The sequence below is a fragment of the Telluria sp. Soil_C_11 genome (assembly GCF_057657395.1).
Genome location: NZ_JBDGIN010000013.1, coordinates 24,888 through 41,731 on the forward strand (window position 1 = coordinate 24,888; position 16,844 = coordinate 41,731).

A 16,844-nucleotide genomic window follows, 5' to 3' on the forward strand; every position below is an offset into this window, starting at 1 on the left:
TTGCAATGCAGCGTGCGTGCAAGCAACGACCTTTTCATCAAGGTAGAATGTCGGCACATTTTCAAGGACGCGCATGACCCATACCTTCAGACCATCAGTGACCGTCGCCGCGATCATCGAACGCGATGGCCGCTTCCTGCTGATCGAAGAGGAAACCAGCGACGGCATCCGACTGAACCAGCCGGCCGGCCACCTCGACCCGTTCGAATCGCTCGAACAGGCGGTCGTGCGCGAAGCCATGGAAGAAACCGCACATGAGTTCATCCCGGAAGGGCTGGTCGGCATGTACATCTCGCGCTACCACTCGAAATCGCGCGGCACCGACGTCACCTACCTGCGCTTCACCTTCTGCGGCAGGCCGGGCAAGCAGTACGACCAGCCGCTCGACCACGGCATCCTGCGCACCCTGTGGATGACGCGCGACGAGCTGGCGGCCTGCCAGGAGCGCCACCGCAGCCCGATCGTGCTGAAGTGCGTGGACGATTACCTGGCCGGCAAGCGCACCTCCCTGGACCTGCTGTACACCGACCATTCGGTATTCGATGGCGGTCTCTCTATCAAACCGGACGTAACGTAATGAGTAAGAAAAAAGTCGTGATCGGGATGTCGGGCGGCGTCGACTCCTCGGTCGCGGCCTGGATGCTGAAGGAACAGGGCTATGAAGTCGTCGGCCTGTTCATGAAGAACTGGGAAGACGACGACGATTCCGAATACTGCTCCACGCGCCAGGACTGGATCGACGCGGCCAGCGTGGCCGACGTGGTCGGCGTGGACATCGAGGCCGTCAACTTCGCCGCCGAATACAAGGACCGCGTGTTCGCGGAGTTCCTGCGCGAATACCAGGCCGGCCGCACGCCGAACCCGGACGTGCTGTGCAACGCCGAGATCAAGTTCAAGGCCTTCCTCGACCACGCCATGAAGCTGGGCGCCGACCTGATCGCGACCGGCCACTACGCGCGCGTGCGCCACAACCAGGCCACCGACCGCTTCGAGCTGCTGAAGGCCTTCGATTCGACCAAGGACCAGAGCTACTTCCTGCACCGCCTGAACCAGGCGCAGTTGTCGAAAGCCCTGTTCCCGCTGGGCGAAATCGCCAAGACCGAAGTGCGCAAGATCGCCGAGAAGCTGCAGCTGCCGAACGCGGCCAAGAAGGACTCGACCGGCATCTGCTTCATCGGCGAGCGCCCCTTCCGCGAATTCCTGGGCCGCTACCTGCAGCACAAGCCGGGCCCGATCAAGCTCGATAACGGCCAGACGGTCGGCGAGCACGTCGGCCTCTCCTTTTACACGCTGGGCCAGCGCAAGGGCATCGGCATCGGCGGCCTGAAGTCGCACAAGAACGCGGACGGCACCAGCGAGCCGTGGTTCGTGGCCCGCAAGGACATCGCCAGCAACACCCTGTACATCGTGCAGGGCCATGATCACCCGTGGCTGCTGTCGGGCGAACTGGGCGCGGGCCAGGCCAGCTGGATCGCGGGCGAACCGCCCGCTCCGCGTACCCTTTCGGCCAAGACCCGCTACCGCCAGGCCGACGTGCCCTGCACGGTGGCGCCGGAAGGCCCAGACCGCTTCACCTTGCGCTTCGACGAGCCGCAGTGGGCGGTGACGCCGGGACAGTCGGCCGTGCTGTATGACGGGGATGTCTGTTTGGGTGGCGGGATCATCGATACGGCCATTGTATGATCGTCGCCCCCGCGCAGCCGGGGGCCACGTGCGTGGGCAAAAGTCCACAAATTTTGCCCTGCTTGCCATTTCGCCATCGAGTTACGCAGCAAAATGCCGTAATCTCCACCAAAGTTGCCGTAAGGCAAAAATATTTGGCAAACAGGAGCAGCAATGGCTGAAGACATCAACAACACGACGGAAGTGCTGTCGTTCCGGCTGGGCGGCGAAGAATACGCGCTCAGCATCCTCAAGGTCCAGGAAATCCGCGGCTACGACGCCGTCACCCGCATCGCGAGCGCGCCCGACTACCTGAAGGGCGTGATCAACCTGCGCGGCATCATCGTGCCGATCGTGGACATGCGCATCAAGTTCAACGTCGGCAACCCGACCTACGACACCTTCACCGTGGTGATCGTCCTGAACATCAACGGCCACACGATCGGTATCGTGGTCGACAGCGTGTCCGACGTCGTGACCCTGACGCCCGACCAGATCAAGGCGGCCCCGGACCTGGGCGCCAGCGTCGCCGCCGAATACCTGCAGGGCCTGGGCACGGTGGACGAGCGCATGCTGATCCTGCTCGACATCGACAAGCTGCTCAGCTCCGAGGAAATGGGCCTGCTGGCCGCCGCGCGCCGCGCCGCCTGAGGGCCTCAGCCGCCCCGATGCTGCTTGACGATCGCCAGCACGGTATTGCGGATCGTGCGCAGCACCGCGTCCGCCTTGAAGGGCTTGACGATGAAGCCCTGCACGCCGCGGCCCAGCGCGGCCTGCACCGCGGGCGCGTCGAGGGTGCCGGAAACCATGAAGACCAGGGTCTTCGGCAGGTGGGCGCGCAACTGCTCGACCACGTCGTTGCCGTCCTCGACCTGCTCGCGGGCGATGCAGAACAGGTGCGGATGGTGCTTGAGCGCCAGCGCGTAGCCGAGGGTGCTGGTATGGGTCTGGCCGGCCACCTCGTAGCCGCCGTCCAGCAGCACGGTGTTGAGCAGGCCGCGCGAAATCGCGTTCGAGTCGACAATCACTGCCTTGAGCATCGTTGGTTCCCTGTGATTCCTGTCAGTTCGCGTCCCAGGCCAGCATCTTCCAGCTCACCCCGAGCTTCACGTCGGTCTTCAGCTCGACCAGCTGGCGCGAGACCTCGAGGATCTCGCGCTCGGCGCGCAGGCGCTCGCCCAGCGGCGTCTTGAGGATGCCGGCGCCGGCCATCACGGCCGCCAGGTCGCCGTAGGCGTTGAGCAGGCGCGCCGCGGTCTTCATGCCGATCTTCGAGACGCCCGGCACGCCGTCGGTCGGGTCGCCCATCAGGGCCAGCAGGTCGTGCAGGCGCTCGGGCGCGACCCCGAACTTGTTGCGCACCCAGGCGTCGTCATGCCACTCGCCCTTGAAATGGTCCCACACCAGGGCGCCGTGCGCGATCAGCGCGTGCAGGTCCTTGTCGGTGGTGGCCACCACGGCGTCGCCGCGCGCCTCAAGCAGCCAGCGCATGACGCCGGTGGCGATCACGTCGTCGGCCTCGACCCCGGGCACCATCAGCACGTGCAGGCCGGCCGCGCGCAGGCGCTCGTGGAACTCGGGCAGCGCGTTGCGCAAATCCGATGGCATCGGCGCGCGGCCCTCGCGGTAGCGTGGATACAGCGCGTGTCGCCAGGTCTGGCCGCCGTAGTCGAAGGCCGCCAGCACGTGGGTCGGCGCGTGCGCCTCCAGCAGGTTGCGGAAGGACGAGAAGGCGTGGCGCAGGGCGATGCTGGCCTTCAGGTCGGAGTCCGGTTCGGGACTGGCTTCGTACACCCGCCGGACGATGTTCAGGCCGTCGATGGCCAGCAGCTTTGCCATACTCTTTACTTCGCGAAGTCGTACTTGCCGCCCCGCTCGAGCGCGCGCCGGTAGGCCGGGCGCGCGTGGATCCGTTCGAGGAAGGCGCTCAGCTTCGGATACTTCCCGTCCAGCCCGCCGCGCGCGGCGGCCGCCTCCAGCGGGAAGCTGAGCTGGATGTCGGCCGCCGAGAAGTCGTCGCCGGCAAACCAGGCGCGCTCGGCCAGCTCGCCCTCGAGGAAGGCCAGGTGCTGGCGGATCTGCGGCAGCACGAAACCGTCCTTGACCTTGTTCGCGATCGCGCGCGCGATCGGGCGCACGAAGAACGGCGCGGGCGTGCTCCCGACGCGGTCGAACACCAGCTTGAGCAGCAGCGGCGGCATCGCCGAGCCTTCGGCGTAGTGCAGGAAATAGGTCCAGCGCAGGCGCTCGGGCGTGCCGGGCGCGGGCGCCAGCCGGCCGTCGCCGTAGCGCCCGACCAGGTACTCGATGATGGCGCCGGATTCGGCCACGATGGTGTCGCCGTCCTGGACCACCGGCGACTTGCCGAGCGGGTGCACGGCGCGCAGCTCGGGCGGCGCCAGCATCGACTTCGGATCGCGCTGGTACTTCTTGATCTCGTAGTCCAGGCCGAGTTCCTCCAGCAGCCACAGGATGCGCTGGGAGCGGGAGTTGTTCAGGTGGTGGACGATGAGCATGAAAGGCCGGGGGCGGTGAAATGGCGCTAGCTTAGCACTGTTGCCTGTTTACCTGAAGCTTGGGTAATATGCTTGAATGCAACTTTTTAACAATGTTGCCACTCATTAAATCACCAAGTGGAGAAAACGATGTCGCGCCCCAGCCTGCCGTCCCTGTCCGTCCTTTCCCTGTTGCTCGCCGCGCTCGGCGGAACGGCCATGGCCCAGACCTCGCCGATGGCGCCCGACATCCCGGACGATAAATTCTCCACCACGGTGCCGAACGCCGACTACATCCGCCAGGAAGTGATGATCCCGATGCGCGACGGCGTCAAGCTGCACACCGTGATCGTGATCCCGAAAGGGGCGGCGCACGCGCCGATCATGCTGACCCGCACCCCCTACAACGCCTCGCGCCGCGCCGGCCGCATGAAGAGTCCGCGCATCAGCTCGATCCTGGGCGACGGCGACGACGCCTTCATCGAGAACGGGTATATCCGCGTGTTCCAGGACGTGCGCGGCAAGTACGGTTCGGAAGGCGATTACGTGATGACGCGCCCGCTGCGCGGCCCGCTGAACGACACTCCGGTCGACCACGGCACCGATGCGTACGACACCATCGACTGGCTGGTCAAGAACGTGAAGGAATCGAACGGCAAGGTCGGCATGGTCGGCTCGTCCTACGAAGGCTTTACCGTGCTGATGGCCCTGGCCGAGCCGCATCCTGCGCTGAAGGCCGCGGTGCCGATGAGCCCGATGGTCGACGGCTGGCGCGGCGACGACTGGTTCCACAACGGCGCCTTCCGCAACACCAACCTCGAATACATCGCCGGCCAGAACTCGGCGCGCGGCGAGGGCGAGCATATCGTCACCGGCACCCACGACGACTACGACGCCTTCCTGCGCGCCGGCTCGACCGCCGACTTCGCCCACCTCTACGGTGTCGACCGGCTGAACTTCACGAAGAAGATTTTCGAGCACCCGGCCTACGACAGCTACTGGCAGGAGCAGGCGCTGGACCGCATCCTGGCCAGGAAGCCCTTGACGGTGCCGACCATGACCGTGGTCGGCCGCTGGGACCAGGAAGACATCTACGGCGCCTACGCGACCTATGCGGCGGTGGAACCGAAGGACAAGGACAACCGCATGAATTCGCTGGTGGTCGGCCCCTGGCGCCACAGCGGCGTGAACTACGAGGGCTCCTCGCTGGGCGCCCTGAAATTCACCGGCGACACCGCCCAGCAGTTCCGCCGCGACGTCATGCTGCCCTTCTTTAACCAGTACCTGAAGGATGGCGCACCGAAGTTCGACACGCCGCCCGTGTGGTCCTACCAGACCGGCGTGAACCGCTGGCGCCGGCTGGAGCAGTGGCCGCTGGCGCAGAGCGCGACGCCGATGTATCTGAAGGCGGGCTTCGGGCTCGGTTTCAGCAAGGATGAGATGCGCGGCGATGCGAAAGGCGCGGCCTTCGACGAATACATGTCCGATCCGATGAAGCCGGTGCCCTTCGTGCCGCGTCCCGTGCGCATGAGCGATGGCGCGGTGTGGAAGCCCTGGCTGGTGACCGACCAGCGTTCCTACTCCGACCGCCCGGACGTGCTGACCTATGTGAGCGCACCGCTGGCCAAGCCACTGGAACTGGCCGGCGCGCCGATGGTCAACCTGTTCGCCTCGACCTCGGGCACGGACAGCGACTGGGTGGTCAAGCTGATCGACGTCTATCCGGACGAAGTCGCGGCGCAGCCGGAGCTGGGCGGCTACCAGCTGCCGATCGCGATGGACATCCTGCGCGGCCGCTACCGCCAGGGCTTCGACAAGCCGGCGGCGATCCCGGCCAACAAGGCCGAGCGCTACCGCTTCGCCCTGCCGAACGTCGACCACGTGTTCCTGCCCGGCCACCGCATCATGGTGCAGATCCAGTCCAGCTGGTTCCCGCTGTACGACCGCAACCCGCAGACCTTCGTGCCGAACATTTTCTACGCCAGGCCGGGCGATTACCGCAAGGCCACCCAGCGGGTCTACCACGCGCCGGGCATGGAAAGCGCGATCGAGCTGCCTGTCGTTTCGAGCGGGAAATAAAAACCGCCGGGCTGGCCGCGTGCCGTGGCCAGCGTCCAGACACATCATCGCGCCATCGCGGGCACGGTTCGGCAACGCACCGAGCCGCATCCGCGCCCCGGCCTACCATCGAGGCATGGGCGCAATCTACATCGGCATCTCGGGCTGGCGGTACGCACCATGGCGCGGGGTGTTCTATCCTCCGGGGCTGGCGCAGGCGCGCGAACTGGACTACGCCTCGCGCTACCTCCCCACCATCGAGATCAACGGCTCCTTCTATGCGCTGCAGCGGCCCGCGAGCTACGCGGCCTGGTATGCCGCCACGCCGCCCGGCTTCATCTTTGCCGTGAAGGGCAACCGCTTCATCACCCACATGCTCAAATTGCGCGGCATCGAGACGCCGCTGGCCAACGTGCTGGCCTCGGGCGTGTTCGCGCTGCGCGAGAAGCTCGGCCCCATTTTGTGGCAGTTCCCGCCGCAGCTGCGCTTCGAGCCGGAAAAGATCGAACGTTTCCTGTCCCTGCTGCCGCGCGATACCCGCCAGGCGCTGGCGATCGCGCGCGGCCACGACGAAAAGATGGCGGGCCGCAGCCTGCTCGAGATCGACGCCGTGCGCCCGCTGCGGCATGCGGTGGAGGTGCGCCACGAGAGCTTCCGCGACGAGGCCTTCATCGCCCTGCTGCGCAAGTACGGGGTGGCGCTGGTGGTGGCCGACACGGCCGGCAAATGGCCGGACTGGGAAGACGTGACCGCGGATTTCGTCTACATCCGCCTGCATGGCGAACATGAGCTGTACGCCAGCGGCTACGAAGACGATGCGCTGGAACGCTGGGCGGCGAGGATACGCTCATGGAGCGCGGGCGGGCAGCCGGAGGATGCGCGGCTGGTGTCGTCAAGGGCGCCATCGACGCTGAAGAGCCGGGATGTGTACTGCTACTTCGACAACGACATCAAGGTGCGGGCGCCGTTCGATGCGAAGCGCTTGATGGAGTTGTTGGCCTGAAGACCGTCATTCCCGCGCAGGCGGGAATCCAGGTTTTGCGATCCGCCACGAACTTGGGTTCCCGCCTGCGCGGGAACGACGTATTAGCGCTTCACGTGCACCTGGATGATCTTGCGCCCCTTTTCATCCTTTTCCGGCATCGGCTCCGGCGCACAGGTGCCGCAGGTATCGCAGCCGCTGCCGCAGCCGGCGTCCTTGTCGAGCCAGCGCGCGAGCAGCCCCTTGCCGCTGCCGTCGGTGAACTGGTAGACGATGCGGCGGCGCCAGGCCAGCGGCAGGTATTTGCTGGCGGCGTACAGCGCCGCCAGCAGCACGATCAGGCCAACCACCAGGTACTGGACGATCATCTCAGCCCCCCAGTGCCCAGCGCGCGACGTGGTAGGTGATGAAGGAGGCCGTGTAGGCCAGCGCGAACATGTAGCCGGCCATCAGGAAGGCGTAGCGGATGCTGCCGGTCTCGCGCCGGACCACCGACAGGGTCGACAGGCACTGCGGCGCGAACACGTACCAGGCCAGCAGCGACAGCGCGGTCGCCATGCTCCAGGAGTGGGAAATCAGAGGCGCCAGCGAGCTCGCCACGTCGTCGCCCGCGCTTGAGAGCGCGTACACCGTGCCGAGCGCGCCGACCGCCACTTCGCGCGCGGCCATGCCGGGCACCAGCGCGATGCAGATCTGCCAGCCGAAGCCGATCGGCTCGAAAATGACCGACAGGGCGCGCCCCAGCATGCCGGCCACGCTGTAGTAGATCGGCGGATGGGTCGCCCCTTCCGGCGCGCCCGGGAAGCTCGACAGGAACCAGACCAGCACCATCAGGGTCAGGATCACGGTGCCGACGCGGGTAAGGAAGATCCTGGCGCGTTCCCACAGGCCCAGGCCCAGGTTCTGCAGGTGCGGCCAGTGGTAGGCCGGCAGTTCCAGCATCAGCGGATGCTGGCCCTTGCTGCCCGCGGCGCGCTTGAAGAACCAGGCCACGCCCATCGCGCTGACGATGCCGGCCGCGTACAGCAGGAACAGCACTAGGCCCTGCAGGTTGATGCCGGCGCCCAGCTGGCGGCTCGGGATGAAGGCGGCGATCACCAGCGCGTACACCGGCAGGCGCGCCGAACAGGTCATCAGGGGCGCGATCATGATCGTCACCAGGCGGTCGCGCGGGTTCTGGATCGTGCGCGCCGCCATCACGCCAGGGATCGCGCAGGCGAACGAAGACAGCAAGGGGATGAAGGCGCGCCCCGACAGGCCAACGCCTCCCATCAGGCGGTCGAGCAGGAAGGCCGCGCGCGGCAGGTAGCCGCAATCCTCGAGGATCAGGATGAAGAAGAACAGGATCAGGATCTGCGGCAGGAACACCAGCACGCTGCCGACGCCGCCGAAGATGCCCTCGACGATCAGGCTGCGCAGCGGACCGTCGGCCATGCTCGAGCCGACCCAGGCGCCGAGTCCCTCGACGCCGGCCTTGATCATGTCCATCGGCACCGCGGCCCAGCTGAACACGGCCTGGAACACCAGGAACATCAGCGCGGCCAGGATCACCGGGCCCAGCACCGGATGCAGCACGACCTGGTCGATCTGCTCGCTCAGGTTGCCGGTGTCCTTGTCGAAGCTGACGCAGGCGTCGATGATGCGGCGCACTTCGCGCTGGGTTTCCTCGACCGGCACGGCGTCGATCGCGGACAGGGAACGCGGCTTGACGGGCGTGTCGAAGGACATCGCGCCGAGCTCGGCCAGCAGGGCCTTCTCGCCGCCCGACTGCACGGCGACGGTCTCGACCACCGGCATGCCCAGTTCCTGCGACAGTTTTTTGGTATCGATCTCGATGCCGCGCTTGTTGGCGACGTCGACCATGTTCAAGGCCAGCACCATCGGCAGGCCCAGGCGCTGGATCTCGAGCACCAGGCGCAGGTTCAGGCGCAGGTTGGTGGCGTTGACGACGCAGACCACGGCGTCCGGCGCCTGTTCGCCCGCGCGCAGGCCGGCGACCACGTCGCGCGTGATGGCTTCGTCGGGGGTGTGGGCCGACAGGCTGTAGGCGCCCGGCAGGTCGAGCACGCGCATGGCGCGGCCGCCCGGCAGGGTAAAGCTGCCTTCCTTGCGTTCGATGGTGACGCCGGCGTAGTTCGCGACCTTCTGGCGCGCACCGGTGAGGCGGTTGAACAGCGCGGTCTTGCCGCAGTTCGGATTGCCCAGCAGGGCGATCAGCGGCGCTTTCGTGACTGCGGCCGCCTGGACCTGCTGTTCTGCTGCTCCCATGTTGTTTCCGTTACTCCGGCTGGATCGAGATCAGCGCCGCTTCGAAACGGCGCAGGGCGAAGGTGGACTGGCCGACCTTGACCGCGACCGGGCCGCCCGGCAGGCCGCGCTTGAGCATGCGGATGCGTTCGCCGGGGACGAAGCCGAGCTCCATCAGGCGGCGCGACACATCGGCGCCGGCGGCGCCATGGTCATGGCTGGGCGCAAGGTGGATCACGGTGGCGCTCTGGCCGGCCTTCAGGGATTCGAGCGTGGTCAGGGTAGGTGCAAGAGTCATGGTGTCGCTTCCAATCGGATTCGGATGCAGCGCTGATGAGACATGTGAGCATCATAAACCTAAATGCGAATTATTTCTATTTGCGGTTTGTCTACTTTGGTTGAGATAGCTTGATTTGCGCAACAAAACGCTTGCATTCCGCTGCCGACTTCAGGAAAATAGAATCTGAATGAGAATGATTCGCATTATAGACCAGACAACACCGGCTGGCGCGCGAATCGACATCACACTGGAACCCGACCATGATCGTCTGCGTTTGCAACAACATCTCCGACCGTGAAATCCGCCAGGCCGTCGACCTCGGCCTGACTTCGATGTCCGACCTGTACAAGGAACTCGGCGTCGGCACCTGCTGCGGCAAGTGCGTCAGCTATGCCCGCCAGGTGATGAACGAACACCTGGAGTCGGGCACGACCGTGACCGAACTGCGCCGCACCGCCCGCGACGGACTGGTCGCCTGACCTTTCTCCCGAATCGTCCCGGCCGTCGCCGCGCCCGCGGCGCCAGCGACGCCGGTCCAATTTTCCTGCGCAAATAACCCTGCGCAAACCCCGGGATTGCTGCGCACCATATCGATGCGTGCGCCGTCCGATCTGCGGCGCGTCCTGATAACATGGTGCTTCCGAAGCAGCCATCGTGTCCGTCCTATGCCCGTCATCCCGTTCCGCTCTCCGAGGACGCCGCCGCATCCCTTCACGGTCCAGCCACCGCCCGCCCCTTCCCGCCGCGCCATCGCCGTCAAGTGGCTGCGCAAGATGCATGGATGGATCGGCCTGTGGGGCGCCGTGCTCGGCCTCCTGTTCGGCAGCACCGGCATCCTCCTGAACCACCGCGCCATCCTCAGGATTCCCGCCGCGCAGACCCAGGAAAGCACGGTCCAGATCCCGCTTCCCGATCCGGCCCCGGCCGATCCGCAGGCGCTCGCCGCCTGGCTGAAACGTTCGCTGAAGCTCGAACCCGACCCTACCCGCGTGAAGCTCGAACCGGCCCGCGCCGTCGCCTGGGGCGACCGCGCCGTGGTCCAGCCGCCGCGCTGGAGCGCCAGCTTCACCTCCCCCACCGGCGGGGTGCAGGCCGAGTACTGGGTCGGCAACAGCTACGTGACCCTCAAGCGCAACGAGAACAATGTCTTCGCCACACTGACCAACCTGCACAAGGGCGTCGGCATGAGCGTGGGCTGGATCCTGCTGGTGGATACGCTGGCCGGCTCGATCATCCTGCTGTCGCTGTCCGGGGTCGTGTTGTGGGCGCTCACTAACCGCAAGCGCACGGTGGGCATCGCGATCGCTTCGGTTTCGCTGCTGCTGGCCGGGGGCGTCGCGCTGGCTTCGATATAAGCTATGATGCCGCTAATTCAACAATAACCAAGGGCACTCCATGAAGGGCGATCCGAACATCATCCGCGCACTCAACGCGCAGCTGACCAACGAGCTCACCGCGATCAACCAGTACTTCCTGCATGCGCGCATGTACAGGCACTGGGGCTTCACCCGCCTCGGCAAGAAGGAGTACGACGAATCGATCGGCGAGATGAAGCACGCGGACCGGCTGATCGACCGCATCCTGATGCTGGACGGCCTGCCCAACCTGCAGGCCCTGCACAAGCTGCTGATCGGCGAGTCGGTGCAGGAAATGCTGGAATGCGACCTCAAGCTGGAGCGCGGCGCCCAGCAGACCGTCAAGGACGGCATCGCCGCCTGCGAGGCGGCGCGCGATTACGTGTCGCGCGACCTGCTGCTGGAGATCCTCGAAGACACCGAGGAGCACATCGAGTGGCTGGAGACCCAGCTCGACCTGATCATCAAGGTGGGCATCCAGAATTACTTACAGAGCCAGATGGGCGACGTCAGCGAGATGTAAATGCCGACGGCATCGCCGGCGCCCCTTCGCGCCAGCGCGTGACCCACTTGTCGTAGAAGTTCAGGTCGCGCGGCACTGCGCCGGCGACCGCGCAGATCGCGCCGGCGAATTCGTTGGCGCGCGCCAGGGTCAGCTCGAGCGGCCAGCCGCGCGCGCGTCCCAGCAGGAAGATCGCCGAGAAAGCGTCGCCCGCTCCCACCGTGTCGATCACGAAGGGCGGCGCCGGGTTGTCGCGGTTGGCGACCAGGCTGCCGTCGGCCAGGAACACCACCGAGCCCCGGTGGCCCAGGGTCACGATCAGCATTTCCAGCGCGAAGCGGTCCATCAGCGCGCGGCAGGCCGCGTGCACTTCCTCGGTGGCCAGCGGCACATCGTCCGGGCCGATCTGGAAATACCACTGGAACAGGGCCTGCAATTCCTCTTCGTTGACCTTGACGATGTCGGCCGCCGTCAGCGAGCGCGTCACCGTGCTTTCATCGTACTGGCCGGGGCGCAGGTTGAGGTCGAGGTAGCGCCTGGCCGAGGTCGTTTCGAGCACGGCGGCCAGGGCCGCACGCGAACGCTCTTCCCTCTGGGCCAGGGTGCCGAAGTAGACGACGCCGGCGTCGACCGCCGCCAGGCTGGCGGCGGCGGTCGCGGCATCGATGAAGTCGTAGGCCTGGCGCGGCAGGATATGGAAGCGGTGGCCCTGGCCATTGCGCTCGACCGTCACGCGCCCGGTTTCCTCGATCGGATCGAGCTGCAGGCCGGCGTCGCTCATCGCAAAACGCTCGAACTCGCCGCGCACGGCGTGACCGTTGCGGTCCTTGCCGATGCGGGTGATCATCAGGGCCGGCGCCATGAAGGCGGCCAGGTGGCGCGCGACGTTGAAGGGCGCGCCGCCGACCACCTGCTCGGTCGGGAATTCGTCGACCAGGGCCTCGCCGAACACGACCGTGGTCGGCGCGCGCGTGCTCAGCGGCGCGCTCACGCCGGGATCACCGGCACGGTGTCCTTGAACGAGGGGCGCTCGGACAGCTTGTCGAACAGGCGCGCCAGGTTCGGATGGTCGGCGCGCCAGTCGATGGCGGGGAAGCGCAGCGACAGCCAGCCCAGCACGCAGCCGACGGCGACGTCGGCCAGGGTGTAGTGGATCCCCATGCAGAACGGCTGCTCGCCGAGGTTGTCGGACATGACCTGCAGTCCGTTGCGCACCTTGCCCATCTGGCGTTCGATCCAGGCCTGGCTCTGCAGCTCGGCGGGGCGCTGGGTGCGCTCCAGGTAGGCCAGCACGGCGGCATCGCCGACGCCATCGGCCAGCGCCTCCCAGACCTTGACGTTGGCGCGGTCGCGGCTATTCGCCGGCAACAGCTTGCACACCGGCGTCAGCGTATCGAGGTATTCGGCGATCACGCGCGAATCGTACATCGCGCTGCCGTCTTCCATGACCAGGCAGGGCACCTTGCCGAGCGGGTTGGAAGCGGTGATCTTCGTGTCCGGCGACCAGACGTTTTCCAGCTCGAACGCATAGTCGAGCTTCTTCTCTGCCAACACGACGCGCACCTTGCGCACATAGGGACTGGTGACAGAACCGATGAGTTTCATAAATGCTCAGATTAGGGGACTGGCTGACAGTATAGCATCGGGCCATGGCTGCAATAGCGCCCTCCGCGCGGTCCGGGAAAGCCTTGCAACGCTGTCCACGTCCGGCTTGACAAACCGGGTTTGAACAGGCTCCAGGTGGTAAAATCGCGCTTTTGCACTCATCCCCCGCCTGCCATGACCTCTACCGCCTCCTCCTCGACCCTGTCGGCCCTGTCCCCGCTGGACGGCCGCTATGCCGCCAAGACCGACAAGCTGCGCCCGATCCTGTCGGAAGCCGGTTTCATGCACCACCGTGTGAAGGTGGAGATCGCCTGGCTGCAGGCGCTGTCGCAGGCGGGCTTCGCCGAACTCAAGCCTTTCTCCGCAGACGCCAGCGCCCTGCTCGACAAGCTGGCCGCCGACTTCTCCGATGCCGACGCCGCCCGCATCAAGGAAATCGAAGCCGTCACCAACCACGACGTCAAGGCCGTCGAATACTGGCTGAAAGAGAAGGTCAAGGACGTGCCGGAACTGGTCGCGGCCAGCGAATTCATCCACTTCGCCTGCACCTCGGAAGACATCAACAACACCTCGCACGGCATGATGCTGAAAGCCGCGCGCGACGGCGTGATGCTGCCGGCGCTCCAGGCGATCATCGCCAGGCTGACCGAGATCGCGCACGTCAACGCCGAGCTGCCGATGCTGTCGCGCACCCACGGCCAGACTGCCAGCCCGACCACCCTGGGCAAGGAATTCGCCAACGTGGTCGCGCGCCTGCAGCGCGCCGTCAAGCGCATCGAAGGCGTCGAGATCCTCGGCAAGATGAACGGCGCGGTCGGTAACTACAACGCGCACCTGTCGGCCTACCCGGGCTTCGATTGGCCGGCGTTCAGCAAGAACGTGATCGAGCAGCGGCTCGGCCTGACCTTCAACCCGTACACCATCCAGATCGAACCGCACGACTACATGGCCGAGCTGTTCGACGCCATCTCGCGCACCAACACGATCCTGCTGGACCTGAACCGCGACATCTGGACCTATGTCTCCCTCGGCTACTTCAAGCAGAAGCTGAAGGCTGGCGAGATCGGTTCGTCGACCATGCCGCACAAGGTCAACCCGATCGACTTCGAGAACTCGGAAGGCAACCTGGGCCTGGCCAATTCCGTGCTGCGCCACATGGCCGATAAACTGCCGGTCTCGCGCATGCAGCGCGACCTGACCGACTCCACGGTCCTGCGCAACATCGGCGTCGGCTTCGGCTACGCCCTGCTGGCCTACGACAGCTGCCTGCGCGGCCTGAACAAGCTGGAAGTGAACCCGCAGCGCCTGGAGCAGGACCTGGACGCGAACTGGGAAGTGCTGGCCGAGCCGGTGCAGACCGTGATGCGCCGCTACGGCATCGAGAACCCGTACGAGCAGCTGAAGGAACTCACCCGCGGCAAGGGCATCACCCGCGAAGCGCTGCAGGAATTCATCGGCAAACTGGCCATGCCGCAGGAAGCCAAGGACCTGCTGCTGGCGATGACGCCGGCGAACTACACGGGCCTGGCGGCCCAGCTGGCGAAGGCGATCTAAGCCGCAAACTCAGAACCGTCGTCCCCGCGCAGGCGGGGACCCAAGTTCGGTGGGCAGCGATACGCGCAAACTTGGCGGGAATGACGTTCTAGCGCTGCCACACCAGCTTCACCCCCACGCTCCGCCCCACCTCGGTGCGGAAGTTCGCCACGCCGTATTCCCCATGGCTGCCGTTCAGGTTGGCCCCCACCACCGACAGCTCCATGCCCGGTGCGAAACGCCAGCCGAAGCGCAGGTCGAGCGCCGTGTAAGCGGGTACCGCAGGGCGTCCGGTGGCGCCGACGCGGCGCACCGCCACTTCCAGTTCGCGCGTGCTGTCGAAGGCGTAGCCGGAGCGCAGCTGGGCCGTGTAGGCCGGGTCGGCGCCGCTCGTCGCCACGCTGCCCACGTCATGGCTGCCCGGCTTCAGGTAAAAGCGTTCGCGCAGCGCCGTCACGCCGGCGCTCAGGCGCCAGGCCTCGCTCATCTGGTAGCTGCCCCAGGCCTCGATGCCCCTGGCCTGCCCTTCCATCAGGTTGCCGAAGGTGATGCTGCGGCCGTCGCTGCTGACGTCCTGGGTGCGCAGGTGGTCGTACAGGTTGCGGAAGGCCGTGACCGAATACGACAGGCCCGAACCGACCTGGCCGCGGTAGCCCAGTTCGAACACGCGCGCCACTTCGGAGCGCACGCGCGGGCCGCCGGCCAGCAGGTAGGGCGGCACGCCGGGGACGTAGGCGTCGACGTCCAGGCGCGACGGCGCGCGCACCGTGCGCGAGTAGCCGGCCCACAGCGAATGCGCCGGCGTGGTGCGCCAGGACAGGCGCAGGGTCGGCAGGAACTCGGCGCCGGTATAGGGGTTGCGCTCGTAGCGCGCGCCCGCCGTCAGGCGCAGGTCGTCGCGCAGCGCGATCTCGTCCTGGGCGAACAGGCTGGCCCAGGACTGGCGGTCGCTGGCTGGCAGGAAGGCGACGAAGCGGCTGTTGGTGACTCGGTCCCAGTTCTGGCGGTACTCGCCGCCCCACACGATGCTGTGCGCGCCGAGCGCCGGCAGCGAGTGCTGGACCTGGATGTCGGCGGTGTCGACCGCATCCGTGAAGGTCGGCGGCACCTGGCGGTAGCGGTAGTCGTAATAGGCCTGGGCGCTGACGCTGCCGCCGCCGTCCAGCGCATGTTCCCAGCGCCCGGTCAGGTTGACGCCGCGCGTGGCGATGTCGTCGATGCCGGTGCTGGCGCCCGGCGCGGAAATGAGTCCCGGGGCTGGCTGGCCCTGGTTGCCGCGCCAGGCATTGCCATTGACGCTGAAGCGGTCGCCGTCGCGCTCCCAGTCGGAGCGGAAACCGATCTGGCCCTGTTCCCAGGCGTCGTCCATGCGCGCGCCGGTGGACGTCTCGCCGTGGCCGAGGCCGAACACCTTGCCGTACACACGCCAGCGATGGTCCGGCCCCCCCGCGCCATGGCGGAACGCGGCCTGCGCGCCGTCGCTGTCGCCGCGCAGCACCAGCAGGTCGCCGCGCGTGTCGGCGGCATGGCGGGTGATGATGTTGATGACGCCATTCACGGCATTCACGCCCCACAGGGTGCCGCCGGGGCCGCTGATCACTTCGATGCGCTCGACGTCTTCCAGCATCACGTCGGGTTCGTCCCAGAACACGCCGGAGAACAGCGGCGAATACACGGAGCGGCCGTCGATCATCACCAGCAGCTTGTTGGCGGGACTGTTGCTGGTGCCGTTCATGCCGCGCGCGGAGATGTAGTAGCCGGTATTGCTGGCGCGCGCCACCTGCAGGTTGGGCGCCAGGCGCAGCGCTTCGGGCAGGCTGCGGCTGCCGGCGCGGCGGATATCGTCGGCCGTGATCACGAATACCGAAGCCGGCGCGTCCTGCAGGCGCTCGGGGCGCTTGGATACCGAGGTGACTTCGATGTTTGCCAGTTCTTCGATCGACAGGTCGGCGAACTCGGTCTGGCGCTCGGTGCCGGGGCGTTCGCCTGCGTGCGCGCAGGTGGCCAGGGCCACGCCCAGCAAAAGGAGTGGCAGGCGCAGCGCAAACGGGGCGCGGCAGGAAACGGACAAGCTCATGTATTTTTTGCGGAAATTTTCATAGCCGCCCATTATCATTGATAAATC

The 16,844-nt window shown here is 66.4% G+C and carries 18 protein-coding genes; 9 read left to right on the forward strand and 9 right to left on the reverse strand.

Features of this window, described 5'->3' with window-relative positions:
- Nucleotides 1–73 precede the first annotated feature (73 nt).
- The 3 genes from AC3A6M_RS18835 (at nucleotide 74) to AC3A6M_RS18845 (ending at nucleotide 2,313) form a co-directional block, all read left to right on the forward strand.
- The gene (locus AC3A6M_RS18835; RefSeq protein WP_487854254.1) at nucleotides 74–577 is read left to right on the forward strand and encodes an NUDIX hydrolase; all 504 of its coding nucleotides are present in this window, start codon (nucleotides 74–76) and stop codon (nucleotides 575–577) included.
- Nucleotides 577–1,683, forward strand: a complete 1,107-nt coding sequence (gene mnmA, locus AC3A6M_RS18840; RefSeq protein WP_487854255.1) for a tRNA 2-thiouridine(34) synthase MnmA — start codon at nucleotides 577–579, stop codon at nucleotides 1,681–1,683. The genes AC3A6M_RS18835 and mnmA overlap by 1 nt, the downstream gene beginning before the upstream one ends.
- Nucleotides 1,684–1,836: 153 nt before the next feature.
- Entirely contained in the window at nucleotides 1,837–2,313 is a 477-nt protein-coding gene (locus AC3A6M_RS18845) for a chemotaxis protein CheW (RefSeq protein WP_487854256.1), read from the forward strand.
- 5 nt (nucleotides 2,314–2,318) lie between these two features.
- On the opposite strand, the gene AC3A6M_RS18850 is transcribed toward AC3A6M_RS18845, so the two are convergent.
- The 3 genes from AC3A6M_RS18850 to AC3A6M_RS18860 are packed head-to-tail and all read right to left on the reverse strand — an operon-like array spanning nucleotide 2,319 to nucleotide 4,178.
- Nucleotides 2,319–2,702 (reverse strand): ANTAR domain-containing response regulator, encoded by a 384-nt coding sequence (locus tag AC3A6M_RS18850; RefSeq protein ID WP_487854257.1) that lies wholly within the window; start codon nucleotides 2,700–2,702, stop codon nucleotides 2,319–2,321.
- A gap of 22 nt (nucleotides 2,703–2,724) precedes the next feature.
- Nucleotides 2,725–3,501: a 5'-3' exonuclease gene (locus AC3A6M_RS18855; protein ID WP_487854258.1), complete on the reverse strand. Its 777-nt coding sequence runs from the start codon at nucleotides 3,499–3,501 to the stop codon at nucleotides 2,725–2,727.
- Nucleotides 3,502–3,506: 5 nt separating this feature from the next.
- The gene (locus AC3A6M_RS18860; RefSeq protein ID WP_487854259.1) at nucleotides 3,507–4,178 is read right to left on the reverse strand and encodes a glutathione S-transferase; all 672 of its coding nucleotides are present in this window, start codon (nucleotides 4,176–4,178) and stop codon (nucleotides 3,507–3,509) included.
- Nucleotides 4,179–4,307: 129 nt separating this feature from the next.
- Between AC3A6M_RS18860 and AC3A6M_RS18865 the strand changes: the two genes are divergently transcribed.
- Together AC3A6M_RS18865 and AC3A6M_RS18870 are read left to right on the forward strand one after the other, a co-directional pair.
- Nucleotides 4,308–6,236, forward strand: coding sequence for a CocE/NonD family hydrolase (locus AC3A6M_RS18865; protein WP_487854260.1), 1,929 nt, complete (start codon nucleotides 4,308–4,310; stop codon nucleotides 6,234–6,236).
- A 115-nt stretch (nucleotides 6,237–6,351) separates the two neighbouring features.
- Nucleotides 6,352–7,218: a DUF72 domain-containing protein gene (locus AC3A6M_RS18870; RefSeq protein ID WP_487854261.1), complete on the forward strand. Its 867-nt coding sequence runs from the start codon at nucleotides 6,352–6,354 to the stop codon at nucleotides 7,216–7,218.
- A gap of 83 nt (nucleotides 7,219–7,301) precedes the next feature.
- Here AC3A6M_RS18870 and AC3A6M_RS18875 read toward each other — a convergent pair whose 3' ends face one another.
- Genes AC3A6M_RS18875 through AC3A6M_RS18885 form a run of 3 tightly spaced genes read right to left on the reverse strand, consistent with a single transcriptional unit; the run spans nucleotide 7,302 to nucleotide 9,742 of the window.
- Nucleotides 7,302–7,565: a DUF6587 family protein gene (locus AC3A6M_RS18875; protein ID WP_487854262.1), complete on the reverse strand. Its 264-nt coding sequence runs from the start codon at nucleotides 7,563–7,565 to the stop codon at nucleotides 7,302–7,304.
- A 1-nt stretch (nucleotide 7,566) separates the two neighbouring features.
- Nucleotides 7,567–9,465, reverse strand: a complete 1,899-nt coding sequence (gene feoB / locus AC3A6M_RS18880; protein WP_487854263.1) for a ferrous iron transporter B — start codon at nucleotides 9,463–9,465, stop codon at nucleotides 7,567–7,569.
- Nucleotides 9,466–9,475: 10 nt separating this feature from the next.
- Complete coding sequence (locus AC3A6M_RS18885; protein WP_487854264.1) at nucleotides 9,476–9,742, reverse strand: FeoA family protein; 267 nt, start codon at nucleotides 9,740–9,742, stop codon at nucleotides 9,476–9,478.
- A 242-nt stretch (nucleotides 9,743–9,984) separates the two neighbouring features.
- Between AC3A6M_RS18885 and AC3A6M_RS18890 the strand changes: the two genes are divergently transcribed.
- The 3 genes from AC3A6M_RS18890 (at nucleotide 9,985) to bfr (ending at nucleotide 11,602) form a co-directional block, all read left to right on the forward strand.
- On the forward strand, nucleotides 9,985–10,203 hold the full coding sequence (locus AC3A6M_RS18890) for a (2Fe-2S)-binding protein (RefSeq protein ID WP_487854265.1): 219 nt from the start codon (nucleotides 9,985–9,987) through the stop codon (nucleotides 10,201–10,203).
- 186 nt (nucleotides 10,204–10,389) lie between these two features.
- Entirely contained in the window at nucleotides 10,390–11,079 is a 690-nt protein-coding gene (locus AC3A6M_RS18895) for a PepSY-associated TM helix domain-containing protein (RefSeq protein ID WP_487854266.1), read from the forward strand.
- 40 nt (nucleotides 11,080–11,119) lie between these two features.
- Nucleotides 11,120–11,602 (forward strand): bacterioferritin, encoded by a 483-nt coding sequence (gene bfr / locus AC3A6M_RS18900; protein ID WP_487854267.1) that lies wholly within the window; start codon nucleotides 11,120–11,122, stop codon nucleotides 11,600–11,602.
- On the opposite strand, the gene AC3A6M_RS18905 is transcribed toward bfr, so the two are convergent.
- Nucleotides 11,589–12,572, reverse strand: coding sequence for a PfkB family carbohydrate kinase (locus AC3A6M_RS18905; RefSeq protein WP_487854268.1), 984 nt, complete (start codon nucleotides 12,570–12,572; stop codon nucleotides 11,589–11,591). The genes bfr and AC3A6M_RS18905 overlap by 14 nt on opposite strands.
- Entirely contained in the window at nucleotides 12,569–13,186 is a 618-nt protein-coding gene (locus tag AC3A6M_RS18910) for a glutathione S-transferase N-terminal domain-containing protein (RefSeq protein ID WP_487854269.1), read from the reverse strand. Before AC3A6M_RS18910 ends, AC3A6M_RS18905 begins: the two co-directional genes overlap by 4 nt.
- Nucleotides 13,187–13,360: 174 nt before the next feature.
- On the opposite strand from AC3A6M_RS18910, the gene purB reads away from it, so the two are divergent.
- Complete coding sequence (gene purB / locus AC3A6M_RS18915; protein WP_487854270.1) at nucleotides 13,361–14,740, forward strand: adenylosuccinate lyase; 1,380 nt, start codon at nucleotides 13,361–13,363, stop codon at nucleotides 14,738–14,740.
- An 88-nt stretch (nucleotides 14,741–14,828) separates the two neighbouring features.
- On the opposite strand, the gene AC3A6M_RS18920 is transcribed toward purB, so the two are convergent.
- Complete coding sequence (locus tag AC3A6M_RS18920) at nucleotides 14,829–16,796, reverse strand: TOL_0244 family TonB-dependent receptor (RefSeq protein WP_487854271.1); 1,968 nt, start codon at nucleotides 16,794–16,796, stop codon at nucleotides 14,829–14,831.
- Between the last annotated feature and the right edge of the window lie 48 nt (nucleotides 16,797–16,844).